Annotated in this window: 22 protein-coding genes; 7 read left to right on the forward strand and 15 right to left on the reverse strand. The window is 64.6% G+C overall.

Annotated elements, in window-relative coordinates:
- The first annotated feature begins 21 nt into the window (after positions 1-21).
- Together HF690_RS07510 and HF690_RS07515 are read left to right on the forward strand one after the other, a co-directional pair.
- Positions 22-513, forward strand: a complete 492-nt coding sequence (locus HF690_RS07510; RefSeq protein WP_113063429.1) for a hypothetical protein — start codon at positions 22-24, stop codon at positions 511-513.
- A 111-nt stretch (positions 514-624) separates the two neighbouring features.
- Positions 625-912 carry a CBU_0592 family membrane protein gene (locus HF690_RS07515; protein WP_113063428.1) on the forward strand — a complete coding sequence of 96 codons (288 nt, stop codon included), beginning with the start codon at positions 625-627 and terminating at the stop codon, positions 910-912.
- Between the two features lie 18 nt (positions 913-930).
- Here the strand turns inward: HF690_RS07515 and phoU are convergent, their stop codons facing one another.
- The 8 genes from phoU to HF690_RS07555 form a co-directional block, all read right to left on the reverse strand.
- Positions 931-1,638: a phosphate signaling complex protein PhoU gene (phoU, locus tag HF690_RS07520; RefSeq protein ID WP_113063427.1), complete on the reverse strand. Its 708-nt coding sequence runs from the start codon at positions 1,636-1,638 to the stop codon at positions 931-933.
- Between the two features lie 47 nt (positions 1,639-1,685).
- Positions 1,686-2,498 (reverse strand): phosphate ABC transporter ATP-binding protein PstB, encoded by an 813-nt coding sequence (pstB, locus tag HF690_RS07525; protein ID WP_113063426.1) that lies wholly within the window; start codon positions 2,496-2,498, stop codon positions 1,686-1,688.
- A complete protein-coding gene (gene pstA / locus HF690_RS07530; RefSeq protein WP_168609018.1) occupies positions 2,491-3,357 on the reverse strand; it encodes a phosphate ABC transporter permease PstA in 867 nt (288 codons plus the stop codon). The genes pstB and pstA overlap by 8 nt, the downstream gene beginning before the upstream one ends.
- A 1-nt stretch (position 3,358) precedes the next feature.
- Positions 3,359-4,333 (reverse strand): phosphate ABC transporter permease subunit PstC, encoded by a 975-nt coding sequence (pstC, locus tag HF690_RS07535; protein WP_113063424.1) that lies wholly within the window; start codon positions 4,331-4,333, stop codon positions 3,359-3,361.
- A gap of 111 nt (positions 4,334-4,444) precedes the next feature.
- On the reverse strand, positions 4,445-5,467 hold the full coding sequence (gene pstS, locus HF690_RS07540) for a phosphate ABC transporter substrate-binding protein PstS (protein ID WP_338042889.1): 1,023 nt from the start codon (positions 5,465-5,467) through the stop codon (positions 4,445-4,447).
- Between the two features lie 203 nt (positions 5,468-5,670).
- Positions 5,671-5,961: an FmdB family zinc ribbon protein gene (locus HF690_RS07545; RefSeq protein ID WP_168609020.1), complete on the reverse strand. Its 291-nt coding sequence runs from the start codon at positions 5,959-5,961 to the stop codon at positions 5,671-5,673.
- 19 nt (positions 5,962-5,980) lie between these two features.
- Positions 5,981-6,640 (reverse strand): ribonuclease T, encoded by a 660-nt coding sequence (gene rnt, locus HF690_RS07550; protein ID WP_113063422.1) that lies wholly within the window; start codon positions 6,638-6,640, stop codon positions 5,981-5,983.
- A gap of 55 nt (positions 6,641-6,695) precedes the next feature.
- On the reverse strand, positions 6,696-7,193 hold the full coding sequence (locus HF690_RS07555; protein WP_168609021.1) for a hypothetical protein: 498 nt from the start codon (positions 7,191-7,193) through the stop codon (positions 6,696-6,698).
- A gap of 267 nt (positions 7,194-7,460) precedes the next feature.
- On the opposite strand from HF690_RS07555, the gene HF690_RS07560 reads away from it, so the two are divergent.
- Positions 7,461-8,510, forward strand: coding sequence for a porin (locus HF690_RS07560; protein ID WP_113063420.1), 1,050 nt, complete (start codon positions 7,461-7,463; stop codon positions 8,508-8,510).
- Between the two features lie 116 nt (positions 8,511-8,626).
- Here the strand turns inward: HF690_RS07560 and nth are convergent, their stop codons facing one another.
- Positions 8,627-9,268, reverse strand: coding sequence for an endonuclease III (gene nth, locus HF690_RS07565; protein WP_168609022.1), 642 nt, complete (start codon positions 9,266-9,268; stop codon positions 8,627-8,629).
- The gene (locus HF690_RS07570; protein WP_168609318.1) at positions 9,265-9,906 is read right to left on the reverse strand and encodes an electron transport complex subunit RsxB; all 642 of its coding nucleotides are present in this window, start codon (positions 9,904-9,906) and stop codon (positions 9,265-9,267) included. Before HF690_RS07570 ends, nth begins: the two co-directional genes overlap by 4 nt.
- Positions 9,907-9,973: 67 nt before the next feature.
- On the opposite strand from HF690_RS07570, the gene HF690_RS07575 reads away from it, so the two are divergent.
- A complete protein-coding gene (locus HF690_RS07575) occupies positions 9,974-10,261 on the forward strand; it encodes a hypothetical protein (RefSeq protein WP_168609023.1) in 288 nt (95 codons plus the stop codon).
- 9 nt (positions 10,262-10,270) lie between these two features.
- Here the strand turns inward: HF690_RS07575 and HF690_RS07580 are convergent, their stop codons facing one another.
- The 3 genes from HF690_RS07580 to HF690_RS07590 all read right to left on the reverse strand — a co-directional run bounded on the left by HF690_RS07580 (position 10,271) and on the right by HF690_RS07590 (position 13,817).
- Positions 10,271-11,071 carry a PA3715 family protein gene (locus HF690_RS07580; protein ID WP_168609024.1) on the reverse strand — a complete coding sequence of 267 codons (801 nt, stop codon included), beginning with the start codon at positions 11,069-11,071 and terminating at the stop codon, positions 10,271-10,273.
- Between the two features lie 10 nt (positions 11,072-11,081).
- Positions 11,082-13,151 (reverse strand): methionine--tRNA ligase, encoded by a 2,070-nt coding sequence (gene metG, locus HF690_RS07585; RefSeq protein WP_168609025.1) that lies wholly within the window; start codon positions 13,149-13,151, stop codon positions 11,082-11,084.
- A 141-nt stretch (positions 13,152-13,292) separates the two neighbouring features.
- The gene (locus tag HF690_RS07590) at positions 13,293-13,817 is read right to left on the reverse strand and encodes a DUF2147 domain-containing protein (protein ID WP_113063413.1); all 525 of its coding nucleotides are present in this window, start codon (positions 13,815-13,817) and stop codon (positions 13,293-13,295) included.
- A 185-nt stretch (positions 13,818-14,002) separates the two neighbouring features.
- On the opposite strand from HF690_RS07590, the gene apbC reads away from it, so the two are divergent.
- The 3 genes from apbC to HF690_RS07605 all read left to right on the forward strand — a co-directional run bounded on the left by apbC (position 14,003) and on the right by HF690_RS07605 (position 16,292).
- Positions 14,003-15,100, forward strand: coding sequence for an iron-sulfur cluster carrier protein ApbC (gene apbC / locus HF690_RS07595; protein WP_168609026.1), 1,098 nt, complete (start codon positions 14,003-14,005; stop codon positions 15,098-15,100).
- A gap of 84 nt (positions 15,101-15,184) precedes the next feature.
- A complete protein-coding gene (gene dcd, locus HF690_RS07600; protein ID WP_113063971.1) occupies positions 15,185-15,751 on the forward strand; it encodes a dCTP deaminase in 567 nt (188 codons plus the stop codon).
- Between the two features lie 52 nt (positions 15,752-15,803).
- A complete protein-coding gene (locus HF690_RS07605; RefSeq protein ID WP_240151679.1) occupies positions 15,804-16,292 on the forward strand; it encodes a hypothetical protein in 489 nt (162 codons plus the stop codon).
- A 28-nt stretch (positions 16,293-16,320) separates the two neighbouring features.
- Here the strand turns inward: HF690_RS07605 and HF690_RS07610 are convergent, their stop codons facing one another.
- Complete coding sequence (locus tag HF690_RS07610; RefSeq protein WP_168609027.1) at positions 16,321-16,737, reverse strand: HIT domain-containing protein; 417 nt, start codon at positions 16,735-16,737, stop codon at positions 16,321-16,323.
- A 14-nt stretch (positions 16,738-16,751) separates the two neighbouring features.
- Positions 16,752-18,857 carry a diguanylate cyclase gene (locus HF690_RS07615; protein WP_168609028.1) on the reverse strand — a complete coding sequence of 702 codons (2,106 nt, stop codon included), beginning with the start codon at positions 18,855-18,857 and terminating at the stop codon, positions 16,752-16,754.
- Between the last annotated feature and the right edge of the window lie 38 nt (positions 18,858-18,895).

Here is an 18,895-nt window from a genome sequence, read left to right on the forward strand (position 1 = left end):
CCATGGAGTGGCTGGCTTCCGATGAAGATTTCAAGTGTCGGCCTGATCCTTGTTTGCCTTTTCCTGCCAGGCTTGTGCCGATCCATGTCGCCGAAGGATGAGGCACAGCAACTCGTTGATGCGGTGCTTCCCTTTGCCGAGCAATCCTTGGCCAGGCATGGTGAATTCTTTCCCTTCGGGGCGGATCTCACCTTTTCCGGAAAGGTCGAGATGGCGATGGCTGGCGAAGGGGATGCACGCCCTGATTCAACACAAGCCATCGCGATGTTGCGCGCAGGCTTCGCGCAAAAGGCGAAAGCGGGGCGGATCCGCGCAACGGCGCTTGCCTACAATGCTCGTGTGCAGATGCCCGATGGGGCATCCAAATCGGATGTCGTGGTCATCGAGCTTGAGCACCGAGGGGGGTACACCGTGACGGTCTATTTCCCCTATACGCTGAGCGATGGAAAGGCCCGTCTGGGAACTGCTTTTGCCGCACAGGGGTCGCATCGCGTATTTCGAAGCAAAGGGTAGCCACGCGCTTTGTCGGAATATCGGATGCCGGGCCGGCTGAATCCGGTCTCTGGTGTGGCGCGAATGAGCAGGGCATCATGAGCGCAGAGTCATCACCGCAAGGAGACACGCATGAGCATTCTTCCCTGGCATGTCTGGATCGGCCTGGTCGGCGTGGCGCTGGTGCTGCTGGCGTTCTTTCTGCTGCAGGCGCAGCGGCTCAACGGGCATCGCATGATCTACCAGCTGATGAACGCGCTGGGTGCGCTGGGTGTGCTGATTTCGCTGGTGTTCGGCGAGTTCAACCTGTCGGCCTTCCTGCTGGAGGGCGCGTGGTTGCTCATCAGCATCTACGGCATGGTGTTCGGCGTGAAGACGCGCCGGGCGGCGCGCGATGCCAATCGTGACGCGCCCTGGTAGGCGCGTCACGGGAGTCTATTACTCGGTCGGAAGGGTGGGCTCGTCGCCTTTTTCGCGGGGCGCTTCCAGCGGCTCGCCCTTGACCACGAACCAGACGTTCTCGGCGATGTTGGTGGCGTGGTCGCCGATGCGTTCGATGTTCTTGGCCATGAACAGAAGGTGCGTGCACGAGGTGATGCTGCGCGGGTCTTCCATCATGTAGGTCAGCAGTTCGCGGAACAGCGCGTTGTAGGCCTCGTCGACGTCCACGTCGTCGCGCCAGACCTCGTGCGCCATCTCGGCGTCGTCTTCGCGGTAGGCGTTGAGCACCTTGCGCACGGAGGCCGCGGCCAGCTGCGACAGGTGCTTAAGGCCGTGCGCGGGCGAGACCGGCGCGACCATCGACAGCGGGATCGAGCGCTTGGCCACGTTCGCCGCGTAGTCGCCGATGCGTTCGATGTCCGAGGCCACGCGAAGGGCCGAGAACACCGCGCGCAGGTCGCTGGCCATCGGTGCGCGCAGGGCCAGCAGGCGGACCACGCCGTGGCTGATCTCGTGCTCCATGGTATCGATGGCATCGTCGTTGTCGACCACGCGCTGCGCGGCGCGCTCGTCGCGGCGTTCGACCACGTCGATGGCCGCCTCCAGCTGCGAAACCGCCAGTTCGCCCATGCGCACGATCTCGCCGCGCAGGCGCTCCAGCTCCTTGTCGTAACTCTTGATGATGTGATCGGTCGAAGTATTCATGGCAGCGTCTCGTGTGGTCCGCGCGGTAGGCGGGCAGCGTACTCGAATCAGCCGAAGCGGCCGGTGATGTAGTCCTCGGTCTGCTTCTTGTCGGGCTTGGTGAAGATTTTCTCGGTATCGCCGAACTCGATCAGTTCGCCCATGTACATGAAGGCAGTGTGGTCGGACACGCGTGCCGCCTGCTGCATGTTGTGGGTGACGATGACGATGGTGAAGGTCTTCTTCAGTTCCTCGATCAGCTGCTCGATGCGTCCGGTGGCGATCGGGTCCAGCGCCGAGGTCGGTTCGTCGAGCAGCAGCACTTCGGGCTTCAGGGCGATGCCGCGGGCGATGCACAGGCGCTGCTGCTGGCCGCCGGAGAGGCCCAGGGCGCTCTGCTTGAGCTTGTCCTTGACCTCGTCCCACAGCGCCGCGCTGCGCAGGGCTTCCTCGACGCGCTCTTCCATCTGCTTGCGCTTGAGCTTCTCGTGATGGCGAATGCCGTAGGCGATGTTCTCGTAGATGGTCATCGGGAACGGCACCGGCTTCTGGAACACCATGCCGACTTTGCTGCGCAGACGGTTCATCGAATAGCGCGGATCGAGAATGTTCTCGCCGTCCAGCAGCACGTCGCCGCTGGCGACCTGGCCCGGGTAGATCGCGTAGATGCGGTTGAACACGCGCAGCAGGGTGGACTTGCCGCAGCCCGAGGGACCGATGATGGCGGTCACCTTGCGTTCGGGGATGTCCATGCTGATCTGCTTCAGGGCATGGAAACCGTTGTAGTGGAAGTCCAGACCGCGCACCTGGATACGGGTACGCGACGCCGTCGTGGTCTGGGCGTCGGCCGTGGTGGGCGGAGTGGCGGCGAAGCTAGTCATGGTTCACCTTCTTGCGCGCGAAAAACAGTCGGGTCAGCAGGGACAGCGCCAGCACGAACAGCGTGATCAGCAGCGCGCCGGCCCAGGCGATGGCATGCATCGCCGGGTTGGGGTCGTTGGTGTACTGGTAGATGGACACCGGCAGGCTGGCCATCTTGTCCAGCAGGCCGTAGGCCATGTAGTTGTTGCCGAAGGCGGTGAACAGCAGCGGGGCGGTCTCACCGGCCAGACGTGCCAGCGCCAGCAGCACGCCGGTGGCGATGCCGGAACCGGAGGCGCGCATCAGCACCTGCACGGTCAGCTTCCACTGCGGGATGCCCAGCGACAGCGCCGCTTCGCGCAGGGTGCCGGGCACCAGTTGCAGCATTTCGTCGGTGGTGCGCACGATCACCGGCAGGCCGATCAGGGCCAGGGCCACCGCGCCGGCAAAGGCCGAGAAACTGACGGAGCCGTTGGTGATCGAGGTCATCGGCAGCACCACGATGACGTACACGAACAGGCCCAGCACGATCGACGGCGCTGACAGCAGGATGTCGTTGAGGAAGCGAATCACCGAACCCAGCTTGGTGCGGCGCGCGTACTCGGCCAGATAGGTGCCGGCCAGCACGCCGATGGGCGCGCAGATCAGGATCGCCATCAGGTCGATCAGCATGCTGCCGACGATGGCGTTGGCCAGACCGCCCTGGTCGGCGTAGGCGGTGATCTTGGTGAACAGCGGCACGCCGACGGCGCTGATGCCGCGGCTGATGGTGATCCACAGGATCCAGGCCAGGAAGGTCAGGCCGATCAGCGTGGCGATGCCGCTGAGGGTCAGCGCGATGATATTGGTCGCGTAGCGGCGGCGGTAGATGGCGGACATCTCAGTTGCCCTCCTTGCGCGACAGTCGGCGCAGCATCAGCCGCGCGATCATCAGCACGATGAAGGTGACCACGAACAGCAGGAAGCCGAGCGCGATCAGCGCCGAGCGGTGCGTGCCGACCGCTTCGTTGAACTCGTTGGCGATGGACGAGGAGATCGATGTGCCCGGCATCAGCAGCGAGGCCTGGATGTCGTAGGAGTTGCCGAGCACGAAGGTGACCGCCATGGTCTCGCCCAGCGCGCGGCCCAGGCCCAGGAAGATGCCACCGATCACGGCCGAGCGGGTGTAGGGCAGCATGATGTCCCAGACCACTTCCCACTTGGTCGAGCCCAGCGCGTAGGCCGACTCCTTCAGCCGCGTCGGCACGGTCTGGAAGACCTCGCGCATGACCGAGGAGATGAACGGGATGATCATCACCGCCAGCACGATGCCGGCCGTGAGGATGCCCAGGCCCAGCGGCGGGCCGTCGAACAGCGCGCCGATGATCGGCAGCTGGCCGAGCGTGGCGCTGAGTTTGGGTTCGACGTGATCGGCCATGAAGGGCACGAACACGAACAGGCCCCACATGCCGTAGATGATGGAGGGGATCGCCGCCAGCAGCTCGATGGCCGTGGCCACCGGCGTGCGCAGCCAGCTTGGCGCGATCTCGCTGAGGAACAGGGCGATGCCGAAGCTGATCGGCACCGCGAGCACGATGGCGATGATCGAAGTGACCAGTGTGCCGAAGATCGGTCCCAGCGCACCGTATTTGTTCTCGACCGGGTTCCAGTCCGATGTGGTCAGGAATTCCCAGGTATGGCCGAACAGCACTTCGCGCCCGCCCCATAGCGTGGAGGCAGCGGCGCCCAGCAGTGCGAGCAGCACGAGCAGTGCGCAAGCTTTCAGGATCAGACGGAAAATGCGGTCGTGACGAGCGTCGCGCTGGGCACGCTGGTCGCTTTCGCGAGGTTCGGCGGGGAGGCTGGTAGCGTTCATCGTGGGCTTGGCATTCCGCGATCCGTTAGACGAAAACGCGACACGCCGGAGGAACCCGGCGTGTCGCCTTGCTGGCTCGGTATCATCGTAACGATACCGGAGCTTGGGGTCTTACTTCGAGAACTGCGTGTTCCAGTAGTTCTCGATGCGCTTGACCAGGCTGTCCGGCAGCGGCACGTAGTCCAGCGACTCGGCCTGCTTCTGACCGTGCTCGTAGGACCACTTGAAGAAGTCGAACACGACCTTGGTGTTGGCGGCGTTCTTCGGCTTCTTGTACATGATCGCCCACGTGGTGGCGGTGATCGGCCAGGCGTTGGCGCCCGGAGCGTTGGTCATGATCAGGTGGAAGTCCTTGGCGTGCGACCAGTCGGCCGTCGCGGCAGCGGCGGAGAAGGTCTCGCTGTCCGGCTTCACGGTCTTGCCCGCGGCGTTCTTCATCAGCGCGTAATTGATGTGGTTCTTCAGCGCGTAGGCGTACTCGACGTAGCCGATGGAACCCTTCAACTGACCGACGTAGGCGGAGACGCCCTCGTTGCCCTTGCCGCCGATGCCCGTCGGCCACTTGACCGCGGTGCCTTCGCCGACTTGGCTCTTCCACTCGGGACTGACCTTGGACAGGAAGTTGGTGAAGTTGAACGAGGTACCCGAACCGTCCGAGCGATGCACGACATTGATGCGCATCGACGGCAGCTTCACGCCCGGGTTCAGCTTGGCGATGGCCGGATCGTTCCAGGTCTTGATCTTGCCCAGGAAGATCTTGGCCAGGGTCGGGCCGTCCAGCACCAGCTGGCCGGTCTTGATGCCCGGCACGTTCAGTGCCGGCACGATGCCGCCGACCACGATCGGGAACTGGCCGAGGCCCTTGGCATTCAGGTCGGCTTCGCTCAGCGGCTTGTCGGACGCGCCGAAGTCGACGGTACCGGCCTTGATCTGGGCGATGCCGCCGCCCGAACCGATGGACTGGTAGTTGATATGGTTGCCCGTCTTCTCGGCGTAGGTGGCCGACCACTTGGACAGGACGGGGTACACGAAGCTCGAACCGGCACCGGTGATGTCGGTAGCGCCTGCGGCCGCGCTGAACAGGGTAGCGGCAGCGACAACAATGGCGATGCGCGTTTTCATGGACTTGAACACGGTAACTCCTCGGTTTGCGGTCTGAAGGCAATGCCTGCCTGCTGCCTTTGTAGGTGTTGCGTGTTGCAATGAAATGAGCTTAGTGTTTCAGCTGTATGACAGCGCCTGAAACAAAGCGCCCGCATATCGCGAAAGGGTGTCATGTTTCATTCGAAGAAACATGATTTCATTGCACTTTTTATGCGGGCTGCGGCGAAGTGTCATCACTTGCCGTCGTCGGCGATATGCGTCGGTCCCTTGCCCGCGGTTTTCTCGTAGACGCCCTTGGAGACCTTGCGGTACTGGGTGAAGCCGTGCTTTTCGAGATGGCTTTCGCTGGTTCGGTGGCTGTTGCCGGCGACCACGGTGGGGGCACTGATGCGTTGGTGGACAGGTGCGCCGCAGTGCGGGCATTGCTGCAGCGGGGCGTCGCTCAGGCGTTGCAGCAGGTCGAACCCGGCGCGGCAGCGTTCACAGCCGCGTTCGGTCGATGCGATGTACTCATAGATGGGCATGATGCGTGGGCGTGAGCAGTCAGGACATGCGCAGGCCGACGTGGTCGCGCTCCAGATCCTGCAGTTCCTTCCAGCGGTTGACGATGGTGCAGAACAGCTGGGCAGTGCGTTCCGTATCGTATACCGCCGAATGCGCTTCGCGCGCATCGAAATCGAAACCGGCGGCCTGCACGGCGCGACTCAGTACCGTTTGCCCGTAAGCGAGGCCGCCCAGCGTGGCGGTGTCGAAGCAGCTGAAGGGGTGGAACGGGTTGCGCTTGTGATTGCAGCGGTTGACGGCGGCATTGAGAAAGCCGAGGTCGAAGGCGGCGTTGTGACCGACCAGCACCGCGCGCTGGCAGCCGCTGGCGCGGACCGCTTCGCGCACCGGCTTGAACACCATGTCCAGGGCTTCGCGTTCGGTCACGGCGGCGCGCAGCGGATGATCGGGGTCGATGCCGGTCACTTCGAGCGCGCGCGGGTCCAGATTGGCGCCCTCGAAGGGTTGGACGCGTGCCAGCACGGGCGGGTCGAAACGCAGCGTGCCCTCGTTGTCCATGCGTGTGACGGCCACGGCGATTTCCAGCAGCGCGTCGCGCTGCGGATCGAAACCGCCGGTTTCCACGTCCACGACCACGGGAAGGAACCCGCGGAAGCGATCGACCATGCGGGTCACGGGCTTGGAGGAGGTAGTGTCCATCGGCGCAGCATACCAGTCCGGTCAAGCGGACCGGACTGTGCCGCCAGCGGGGCGGTCAGCGCACGCGTGTCACGTGCACGCTCTCCCGCGCGCCATCCACGCTGAGCAGCCAGCTGCCCAGGAAACCCTTGCGCAGCGTGACCTTCGGGTTGTCGATGCTGTGCATGGTCATCTGGCTGTCCTCGCTGACTCGCCAGCGCTGACCGTTGGCGAGCGTGAAGACCGTGTAGGAATCCCAGCCGCGGAACGTGCCGGCGATGCGGGAGTGGATATCCGCGTCGCCGGTGTCGTCGTGCGATGCACGTGCGCTGCGTGCGGGTACGAAGTCGTCCATCGACGGGCCGCGCTCGCCGTGCGTCTGCAGCCAGGTATTGAGCGCCTTCAGTTGCGCCGGCGTCAGCTTGTCCAGTCCCAGGCGCAGGAATTCCGCATGCGACATGCGTTCCTCCAGCGGCGCCGATTTCGGCTTTGCCTGCGCATGGGCGACGGTGCAGACCGAAAGCACGGAAAGGCAGGCGACGAGGAACAGGGAAAGCGGGCGGGTTGCGATCACGGTGAACTCCTTGATGACACGCGTGCGGCGCGCAGTGCGTACGTGGAGCCTGCCAGCGCAACATGACAGTTCCTTTGCAGTGCGGTCCGGGGAGGTGTCGGGCGTTTCGCTGTCATCAATTCGTCATCTATCGCCAACACAACGGTCAAACTTCGCCGTCATGCTGCGCGGCATCACGGCGATTTAACAAGACCGTTGATGCTCATCGAGGGGTAGCACGACGCCGTGTCGTGCTCGCCGGCAGATTCAAACGAAGGAGTCCTTCCCATGCGTTGCAAACTCGTCGCCACCGCTATCGCCGTCGCCCTGAGCGCGGCCAGCGTGACCGCCCATGCCGCCACCGGTGACACCACCATCGGCGGCAAGATGTATTTCGATGTCACCCACATCGACCAGAAGAACAGCGATACCGGCAAGACCGACAAGACCGGTACCGGCACGGACGTCAAGCGTTTCTACCTCAGCGTCAGCCACCAGTTCGACGATGTGTGGTCGGCCAACCTGACCACCGACTTCAACTACGTGTCGAACGACGGTGAGACCAATCTGTTCGTGAAGAAGGCCTACGTGCAGGGCAAGTTCAGCGACGCCGCCGTGCTGCGCATCGGTTCGGCCGACATGCCCTGGATCCCGTTCGTCGAGAACATGTACGGTTTCCGCTACGTCGAAAACACCATTACCGATCGCCTGCATTTCGCCAACTCGGCCGACTGGGGCATCCACCTGGGCGGCAAGGTCGGTCAGCGCGGCATGTTCAGCTATGAGGCAGCGGTGGTGAACGGTGGCGGCTACAAGCACCCGGGTCGCAGCAAGAGCGTTGACTTCGAAGGTCGCGTGGCCATCATGCCCATCGATGGCCTGGTCATCGCCGCCGGCGGCTACTCCGGCAAGCGCGGTCAGGACACCCAAACCATGGGTGCGCAGAACACCGCTTCGCGCGGCGATCTGATGGTGGCTTACGCCAGCAAGCGTTTCCGTATCGGTGGCGAATACTTCAACGCCAAGAACTGGAACAACGTGATGACCCCGACCACCGACAAGGCCGACGGTTACTCGCTGTGGGCCAGCGTCGGTATCTCCGACGGCGTGACTGCCTTTGCCCGCTACGACAACGCCAAGCTGAGCAAGGATCTGGATTCGGCCAAGAAGGACACCTACTACAACGCCGGTGTCGAGTTCCAGGTGACCAAGGGCTTCAAGCTGGCCGCCGTGTACAAGCACGAGAAGGGCAACTACACCGCCGCCACGCCGCTGCCGATCCACGTCGCCAACACCAAGACCGACGAGATCGGTGTGTGGGGCGAAGTGAAGTTCTGAGCTTCACGAGGCTGCAACATAAAAGGACCACGATGGTCCCGCAGGCAGGACGCCTGCGTCGAGCAAGATTCCCATGGAAGGAGAAACGGCGGGCAGGCAGCCCGCCGTTTCCTTTTTCAGGCGTCGGCCTTGGTCTTCGACTTGAAGCGGCACAGGTCCGCGAGCACGCAGTTCGGGCAATCCGGTTTGCGCGTCTTGCACACGTAGCGGCCGTGCAGGATCAGCCAGTGGTGTGCGTCCTGCATGAATTCCTTCGGCACCACTTTCAGCAGTTTCTGCTCCACTGCGTTGACGGTCTTGCCCGGCGCCAGGCCGGTGCGGTTGGAGACCCGGAAGATGTGCGTGTCGACAGCGATAGTGGGTTCGCCGAAGGCGGTGTTCAGCACCACGTTGGCGGTCTTGCGGCCCACCCCCGGCAGCGCTTCCAGCGCGGCGCGATCGCGCGGCACTTCGCCGCCGTGCTGCTCGATTAGCATGCGGCAGGTGGCGATGACATTCTTGGCCTTGGCGTTGTACAGCCCGATGGTGTTGATATAGCGCTTCAGACCCTCCTCGCCCAGCTTCAGGATCGCCTGCGGCGTGCCGGCTTTCGGGAACAGCTTGCGCGTGGCCTTGTTCACGCCCACGTCGGTGGCCTGTGCGGACAGGATCACCGCGATCAGCAGCTGGAAGGGCGTGTTGTATTCGAGTTCGGTGGTCGGATTCGGATCGAGTTCGCGCAGGCGGCGGAACAGTTCCTCGACATCGGCTCGCTTCACGATGGGTTTCCTTTGCGTTTGGCCTTGGCGCGCGCAATGGCTTCCTGCACCGCGCTGCGGGTGATGGTCTTACGGATGCCGTTGTCGCCGGTCGCGGGTTCGGCCGGTGCGTGCATGGCCGCCTTGCGCGCGGCGAGTTGGGCCTCGCGTTCGCGGCGATTGCGCGCCAGCCGTGCTTCGCGCTGGCGGAAGTGTTCGCGTGCGGCGTCGGCGTGCGCCTGGTCGAGCTGCTCGGGCGGCATCGGGTCCAGCGCGATGCAGTCGACCGGGCAGGCCGGCACGCACAGCTCGCAGCCGGTGCAGCGGTCACTCAACACGGTATGCATCTGCTTGCTGGCGCCGAGGATGGCGTCGACCGGACAGACCTGGATGCATTTGGTGCAGCCGATGCAGTCGGCCTCGATCACCCGTGCCAGTGTGCGCGGCTTTTCGACGCCGTTCTCGGGGTTCAGTGGTTTCGCGGCGCGATCCAGCAGCGCGGCCAACTTCTCGATGCCAGCCTGTCCGCCGGGCGGGCACTGGTTGATGTCGGCATCGCCGGCCGCGATGGCCTCGGCGTAGGGGCGGCAGCCGTGGTAGCCACATTGCTCGCATTGCGTCTGTGGCAGCAGGGCGTCGATGCGGTCGGCGAGGTTCATGGAATCGTCAGTCACGCGGAAACAAGTCCGTTAGGATCGGTCCATTGTCGCCCAACGGAGCACGAGCATGAAATCGAGACTGTCCATCGCCGCCCTGATCTTTCTCGTGGCTTGCCTGATCGGTGGTTCATTGGTCGCCACCGGCGCCTTCGCGCGCTCCCGTTCGGGCGATCAGCCGCACACCGTCACGGTGTTCGTCGACGCCACGTTCGGCATGCGCAAGAACCACATGGCGCGCAAGCTGACCAAGTCGCACGCCGAGTACGCCGCCAAGGGCTATCACTTCGCGCAGATGGTGGCCTACAACGAGAACGGCGATCTGGAGGGGTTCTTCGTCACCTACGTGCGCAATTGATCGGCGACGCTACTTCAGCGGCTGCCAGTCCACTGGAACGGGGTAGCGGCGGCCGTCGTAGACCATCGTGCGACGACGCGTGCTGCGTTCGCTGCGCAGTTCGCGGCAGGCGCCGCCGGGGCCTTGGCTGCGATAGCGGATCGTGGTGATTTCCGCGATGTCGAGATTGGCCATGCCCTGAAAGCGTGACGAGGACAGGGACGGGCGTCGCTCGATGTTCGTGAAGCGTGCCTTGCAGGGACCGTCGATCTCGCCGTTGTGCTGGGCCACGACCAGGCCGTCGAGCACCAGCTTCAGTCGGTCGCCATCGAGCACGACCAGGGACAGCGTCGTTTCACCGAGTGGGCTGATGCGCGACCGGTTGGCGCGTTCGATGCGCAGGCCGACCGCTCGGGTGCCGGCGGCGAGGTCGTACGCTTTCCGTTCGAGGGAAAGTCGCTCGACTTCGATGGCGTCTTCATCCATGCGGTTCTTCAGCCGCAATCGTGCGATGAGGCGGTGCGAGGTCGGATCGGCGACCAGCAGTTCCAGGTCGCCGTTGCGGAATCCTTCATCCGGCGCATTCAAGGCCTGGGCCATCAGCGGCACGGCCAGCCAGGTCTGCGCAGGACGCGCCGCGCAGACCACACGGCGGCGGTCGATGTGATCGGGCGCAGCGTGTCGCGGGTAGGCGCGCTGCAGGATGGCGTCGACAGTGGATGCGTCGCAGGGCTTTGCGGGTGCGCCCGCAGCGTGCGCCGCCACGCCCGCGAACATCAGCAGCAGGCTCGATCCGAGCCGGACAGCGATGCGGGCGAGGCGTCCACGCATGTCGCGGAACTCAGCGCACCGAGGCGCCGGGCTTGGCTGCGGCGTCGACCTCGATCACGTTGAGATCCGCGCCGCCTTCGCCGGCGGACAGGATCATGCCCTCGGACATGCCGAAGCGCATCTTGCGCGGGGCGAGATTGGCGATGAACACGACGTTGCGGCCGATCAACTTCTCCGGTTCCGGATAGGCGGCCTTGATGCCGGAGAAGATCTGGCGCGTGCCCAGGTCGCCGGCGTCCAGTTCGAAGCGCAGCAGCTTGTCCGCGCCTTCGACGTGCTCACAGACCACGACCTTGCCGACGCGCAGGTCGAGCTTGGCGAAGTCGTCGATGCCGATAGTGGCCGACTCTTTCTCTTCGGCCTTGGCCGGCGCGGGAGCAGGAGCGGGCGCCGATGCGGCGGCGGGGGCGAGGGATTCCTTGGCGTCTTCGATCATGGCTTCGATTTTCTTGGCGTCGATTCGGGTCATCAGCGGCTGGAACGGAGCCAGCGCGTGGTCGGTCAGCGGTTCGCGCACATCGGCGAACGCGGCGGTTTCGGTGGCGAGAAAGGCTTCCGCACGCGCCACGGTGGCCGGCACGACCGGCTTCAGCCAGGCGCTGAGCAGGCGGAACAGGTTGATCGCCATCGAGCAGACCTGGTGCGTTTGCTCGCGCAGGCTGTCGTCCTTGGCCATCTTCCACGGCGCCTGCTCGGCGATCCAGGCATTGGTATCATCGGCTACGCTCATGATGGTGCGCATGGCGTGCGCGTACTCGCGCTTCTCGTACAGGCCGGCGCAGGCGTCCAGGCGCGTCACGGCATCGTCGTAGCGTTGGCGCAGCTCGGGATCGATGGTCGCGGTCAGCTTGCCGTCGAACAGCTTGTGCACGAAGCCGGCGCAGCGGCTGGCGATGTTCACCCATTTGCCGACCAGGTGCGAGTTGACGCGGTCCTCGAAGGCCTTGAAGTCCAGGTCCAGGTCAGCCAGCGTCGGCCCCAGCAGCGCGGCCAGGTAGTAGCGCAGGTAGTCCGGGTCCAGATGATCCAGATAGGTGCGCGCGTTGATGAAGGTGCCGCGCGACTTGGACATCTTCGCGCCGTTCACGGTCAGGAAACCGTGCACGTTGACCGCGGTCGGTGTGCGCAGTCCGGCACCGTGCAGCATGGCCGGCCAGAACAGGGTGTGGAAATAGGTGATGTCTTTGCCGATGAAGTGCACCATCTCGGTGCCGGCCTCGGCGGCCGCGTCGCGTTCGATGAAGGCGTTCTTGTCCAGGCCGTTGGCGTCGGCGTAGTCGCTGAAGCTGGCCAGATAGCCGACCGGCGCGTCGAGCCAGACGTAGAAGAACTTGCCCGGCGCATCCGGCAGCTCGAAGCCGAAATAGGGCTTGTCGCGCGAGATGTCCCAGCTGCGCAGGCCGTCGGTGAACCATTCCTCGAGCTTGTTGACGACCTCGCTCTGCAGGCCGCCGGCTTCGCGGCGTTCGGCCAGCCATTCGCGCAGCATGGACTCGAAGTCACCCAGGCGGACGAAGTAGTGCACCGAATCGCGTTCCACCGGGCGCGCGCCGGAGATCACCGAATACGGTTCGATCAGGTCGGTCGGCGCGTAGGTCTTGCCGCAGACCTCACAGGAGTCGCCGTACTGGTCCTTGGCGTGGCAGTTCGGGCATTCGCCCTTGATGAAGCGGTCCGGCAGAAAGATGTCGCGATCCGGGTCGTAGAACTGGCGGATCGACTTGGACTCGACGTGGCCGGCGTCGCGCAGCGCCTCGTAGATGCGCACGGTCAACGCGTGGTTGGTCGGGCCGTGGGTGCTCGAATAATGGTCGTAGCCGATGTCGAAGTCGCGGAAATCGGCCTGGTGCTGCGTGTTGCTCTCGGCGATCAGCTGTTCGGGCGTGATCCCCTCGCGCTCGGCGCGCAGCATGATCGGCGTGCCGTGGGCATCGTCGGCGCAGACGAAATGCACGGTGTTTCCGGCCATGCGCATGGCGCGCACCCAGATGTCTCCCTGGACGTGTTCGACCATGTGCCCGATGTGGATCGGACCGTTGGCGTAGGGGAGGGCGCAGGTGGCCAGGATGCGGCGATTCATGCTCACGTTCCGGTGCAGCGGGTCAAGCAGCACATTATGGCAGGGAGGGCCGAGCGCCGACCAGCGCGGGAGGCATGACGCAAACGCATGAGGCCGGAGCGGCGTGCGTCGCTCCGGCCTCGTGTGGGTGTCGCGAGGCGGTCAGCCCTGGTCGGCGCTTGTCGCGTCCGGGTGCATGTCGGGGCTGGCGGCCGGTGCGGGCGTCATCGCCGGTTTCGGCATGTCATGACGCAGCCAGATCTGGGTGCGCCCGAGCAGCGAGAAACCGATGTAGCCGCGAACCTTGAGCTTCTGGCCGCCGTCGACGAGTTCCATCTTGGCCTTGTAGATCTTACCGGTCTTGGGGTCGAGGATGCGTCCGCCGTCCCACTCGTCGCCGTCGCGGGTCAGGCCCCAGACGAAGGTCATGCCCTCGATGGGCTGATTGTGGCGCTTGCCGTCGCACTTCTTGCACAGCGGATGCGGGCCATCGTCGGACTTCAGCACCTGCAGGATCTTGCCTTCCAGCACGCCGTTGTGCTCGGTGAGCTGGACGATGGCCTTGGCCTGGCCGGTGTCGTCGTCGATGGTCTTCCAGGTGCCCACGGGCGAGTGGGTGGCGGCCAGGGCCGGAAGGCTGGCGAGCAGCAAAGCGGCGGTGGCGAGGGTTTGGCGCAAGGACAGCATGATCGTCTCCTCCCATACGTAGACGTATGGCTTCGAGCGTGCCCAGTGCCGGCGGCCAGGTCAAGCTGCATCGCGCCATGCGGCGAGGGCTGCTGCGATAGAAGTCGATGCCGGGTGCCATCCGTGCCTCTCCGGCTTGACGTCTGCGGCATAATGGAGAGTGAACTTCGCCTGTGAAACCTCCCATGACTGCTCTTGATCAAGACCGGGTTCGCAAGATCCTGGACGGTGTCGTCGATCCGCATACCGGCGCCGGCTTCGGCGGCTGTGTCCGCGCCGTGGGCGTGGACGGCGCGCGCGTGTCGGTGGATCTGCAACTGGCCTACCCCGTGCAGGGAGCGCGCGAGGATCTGTCGCGCCGGGCGCGCGAGGCGCTGGAAGCCGATGCCGCGATCGACAGCGCGGTGGTCTCGATCACCAGCCGTGTGCAGTCGCATCAGGTGCAGGGCAAGCTGGCGCCGCTGGCGGGGGTGAAGAACATCATCGCCGTGGCCTCGGGCAAGGGTGGCGTGGGCAAGTCCACGGTCAGTGCGAACCTGGCGCTGGCGCTGGCTGCCGAGGGCGCGCGGGTCGGTGTGCTGGACGCCGACATCTACGGCCCCAGCCAGCCACGCATGCTGGGTGCCGAGGGCCGCCCGGACTCGCCCGATGGCAAGACCATCGAGCCGAAGACGCCGCATGGTCTGCAGATGATGTCGATCGGCTTGCTGGTCGAGGAAGAGACGCCGATGATCTGGCGCGGCCCGATGGTCACGCAGGCGTTGACGCAACTGCTCAACGACACACGCTGGAACGCGTTGGACTACCTGATTCTCGATCTGCCGCCGGGCACCGGCGACATCCAGCTGACCATGGCGCAGAAGATTCCGGTGGCCGGCGCGGTGATTGTCACCACGCCGCAGGACATTGCCCTGCTGGATGCACGCAAAGCATTGAAGATGTTCGAGAAAGTCGAGGTTCCGGTGCTGGGTATCGTGGAGAACATGGCGACCCACGTGTGCTCGAACTGCGGTCACGAGGAGCACATCTTCGGCGAGGGTGGCGCGGCGCGCATGGGCGAGCAGTACGAAGTGCCGGTGCTGGGCAGCTTGCCGCTGGACATCCGCATCCGCGAGCAGGCCGACAGCGGCGCGCCGACCGTGGTGGCGATGCCGGAGTCCGACCTGACCGCGCGCTACCGCGAGATCGCACGCAACACCGCAGCGCGATTGTCGCTGCGGCCGCGGAACAAATCGCTGGGACTGGGCAAGGTGGTGGTGCAGGGCGCGCCGCCGCAGCACTGACCGGTTTCATTCTGGCGGCGTCTCGCGCGAGCAGGTATGTTGCGCGGATCGCCGCCGACCTTCATTGCACGGGACTTCGCACACGTGAGCATCAAATCCGACAAGTGGATCCGCCGCATGGCCGAGGAACACGGCATGATCGAGCCGTTCGAACCGGGTCAGATCAAGGATCGCGATGGCCGCAAGCTGGTGTCCTACGGCACCTCCAGCTACGGCTACGACGTGCGTTGCGCTGACGAGTTCAAGATCTTCACCAACATCAATTCCAGTGTCGTCGACCCCAAGTCGTTCGATGCCGGGAGTTTCGTGGACGTTAAGGCCGACGAATGCATCATTCCGCCGAATTCGTTCGCGCTGGCGCGCACGGTGGAATACTTCCGTATTCCGCGCAAGGTACTGACGATCTGCCTGGGCAAGAGCACGTACGCGCGCTGCGGCATCATCGTCAACGTGACGCCGCTGGAGCCGGAATGGGAAGGCCACGTGACGCTGGAATTTTCCAACACCACGCCGCTCCCGGCGCGGATCTACGCCAACGAGGGCGTGGCGCAGATGCTGTTCCTGGAGTCGGACGAAGAGTGCGAGACCAGCTACCGCGACCGCGGCGGGAAGTATCAGGGCCAGCGCGGCGTCACCCTGCCGCGTACCTGAGCCGCGCTACACTGCACACTGTATTGACGTTGCACCGTCGGAGAACATGCACATGAATCGAGTAAACCACCTGCTGTCGCGTGCCGCCCTGCTGGCGATGCTCGCCGCCGCCCTGCTCGTGAGCGCCTGCAGCAGCGGCGTGAAGGGTTCGGATGCGACCCAGGTCGCGAAGAATTTTCCGGTAACGGTGGAGGCGTACAAGAGCGGGCAGTTCCTGCTCGACGGCGCGGTGCTTTCGGCCATGGATCTGGGTAGCCATTTCGCCTACCTGCGCGATCAGGGCCAGCTGCCCAAGCGCGTGCTGCTCAAGCGCAGCGACAAAACCAAGATCCACAAGAAGCACCTGATGGCGATGGCGCGCATGGAACTCGATTACGGGTTTGCCGTGTACTACGAGAAGAAGGGCGAACTGATGCGCCTGGCGATTACGGACAAGAAGGACATCCCTCAGCTGCAGCAGCACGAGGACGGTCCTCCGCTGCCGGATCGCTTGAAGGGTCAGACCGCCCGCGGCGGAAATCATTTCCCGACCGGCAACTGAGCCAGTCTTCGGTAGACCGGGCAGCTCGCTAGGGCGAGGGTTTCAGCATCCCGGACAGGGCGCGGACGAGCGCCGACGCACGTTCCCGGTCATAGGGTCGGGACGTGCCGCTTCCCCACACCGGACCGGGCCAGGCGTCGTCGCCCTGCGTGCGCGCGACAACGTGCACATGCAACTGGCGCACGATGTTTCCCAGCGCGCCGACATTGAGCTTGTCCACCTGGACACAGGCGCGCAACGCGTGGCTGCATTGTCCGATTTCCTCGAGCAGCTGCATGCGCCGGTCGAGGTCGAGCTGGTCGATCTCTTCCAGGTCAGGCAAGGCCGGCACCAGAATCAGCCAGGGAAAGCGTGCGTCGTTCATCAGGCGAACGCTGCAAAGGTCGAGATCGGCGACAGGCAGCGTGTCCTGTTCCAGGCGTGTGTCGAGCGAAAAAGTCTTCATGAAGTGGGCTGTGCTCAGATGCTCTGCTGGCGGAAGATTCGGTTGCGGCCGTGCGCCTTGGCCTGGTACATGGCTTGATCGGCGGCGCCCAGCAGCGCCTTCAGCGTGCGTGGCTCGCACTCCGAAAGTGTGGCGATGCCGATGCTCACGGTGATCGGATTCTGCGCTTCGGGATTGATCTGCGCCATGGCGCGAGTCATGTGCTGCCGCAGGGTTTCGGCGATGCGCGCGGACTCGTCCGCGGAGAGGTCGAACAAGGCCACGAGGAATTCCTCGCCGCCGAAGCGACCGATCAGCTGTCCGGGTCCCAGGTGTTCGAGCACGCTGTGCGTGCCGGTGCACAGAACCTGATCGCCGAACAGGTGACCGAGGCGATCGTTGATCTGCTTGAAGTGGTCGAAGTCGATCAGGAGTACCGATACGTCGCGCCCGCGACCGATATGCCGCTCCAGCTTCTGCAGCATATGGCGTCGATTGCACACGCCGGTCAGCGGATCGCGCGTGGCCAGACGATACAGCTTGCGTGACTGCTCGCGCAGGGTGCCGTTGACCTCTTCGAGGGCATGGCGAGCGCTTTCGACCTCGCGGTGCTTGTGCGCGAGTTCGCGATTGAGCCGATAGGTGGCACGGTAGCGGTTCCAGATCACGGCGAGCAGGGCGATCAGGGACAGGGCCAGCGCTATGACCAGATCTCTTGTGCGGCGATGCTGCCGCGCGCGGGCCAGGTTTTCGGCATTGTCGCGGGTCAGCAGTTCAATGCGTTCATCGTAGTGTTGCCGTTGATAGAGACTCTTCAGCGCGGCGATGCGCTGCGCGCTGCGCGTGCCGACCAGGTCTTCGCGCAATTGCGTGTATTTGCGCAGCGCATGCAAGGCGCCAGCCTGGTCGCCGAGTCGGGTGGTGATGTGCTCGCGCAGATGCCAGGCGTCGGTCAACAGCGGCATCATGCGAGCGTCGTCGAGCAGGTTGATGGCTTCTTCGACGCGGGTGTTGGCCACTTGTACGGCATTGCCTGCGAGGTCGGTGCGCGCCAGCGTCAGCAGGGCTCCGGCGATCACCTCGGTTTGTGCGGTTTCGCGACCGGCTTGCAGGGCGGCTTGCAGTGGCGGGATGGCTTCGGCGTGACGACCGAGTCCGTTCAACGCGCGCCCCAGCTGCAGTCGGTCCAGCGCGACATAGGCGCGGTTCCCGAGACTTTGATCCATGCTGAGCGCCTGGCTGGCGTGAAGGCGCGCTTCGGCGTATTCCCCGATGTCGTTGAGGAAGACCGCGTAGCTGCCGAGCACGCTGGCCAGCGATGCGGGAATCGGGCGCATGCGTGCAGCCTCCAGCGCCTTCTGGAAGTGCAGGCGTGCCTGATCCGTGTCGGCCAGTTCGCGATACAGCAGCGCCAAGTTGCGGTAGGCGATATCGAGGTGCGCCCGATCCGGCTGTCGCAGACGGATCTGCAGGGCATCGTGCTGCAGGGCCAGGGCGCGGACGAACATACCCTGGTCACGTCGCGTGGTGCCGAGGTTGGCGAGCGACTCGGCTTCGCCTGCGCGATCGTCCAGTTTGCGGCGCAGTGTCAATGCGCGCTGATGATAGTCGGCCGCCTCGACCAGTCGGCCGTGCCGCCGCGCGGCCGTGCCCAGCAGGTTGTAGGCAATGGCGGTGTAGGCCGGAGCGTTCGCTTGCTCGGCCAAGCCCAGCATGCGGACGCCCAAGGCGTGCAGTTCGCGGTAGCTCCCATCCAGCGTGTGCAGCTCGCCCTGGGCATGCAATGCGGCCAGTTGCGTACGCTGATCGCCTCCCCGCGCGGCTTGTGCGTACAGGCGCTCCCAGGAGCGTTCCGCATCCAGCGGCGCGCCGAGCGCGGTCTGCAGCGTGGCTTGCAGATACAGGGCGTCGCGCTGCAGCGGCGGAAGGTCCCGCAACCATGGTTCGCAGGCGTCGATGAGCTGGATCAGAAGGGCGGAGGCCGGGCGTGCAGCGCGCGCAAAATCGACGCTGGCAGCCACCGGGTCGCTGGCGTCGGCATGGCTGCAGCACAGCATGCTCAGACCGATCAGCCACGCGCGAACACGTGCACGCAGTGGTGCGCGCGGTCGAGCGGGCAGGGCGAGAGTGGTGTCGTGCACGCTGCATCCCCTTCTAGGCGACTCGATTGTACTCGAGA

Source organism: Oleiagrimonas citrea, assembly GCF_012395255.1.
Lineage (GTDB): Bacteria > Pseudomonadota > Gammaproteobacteria > Xanthomonadales > Rhodanobacteraceae > Oleiagrimonas > Oleiagrimonas citrea.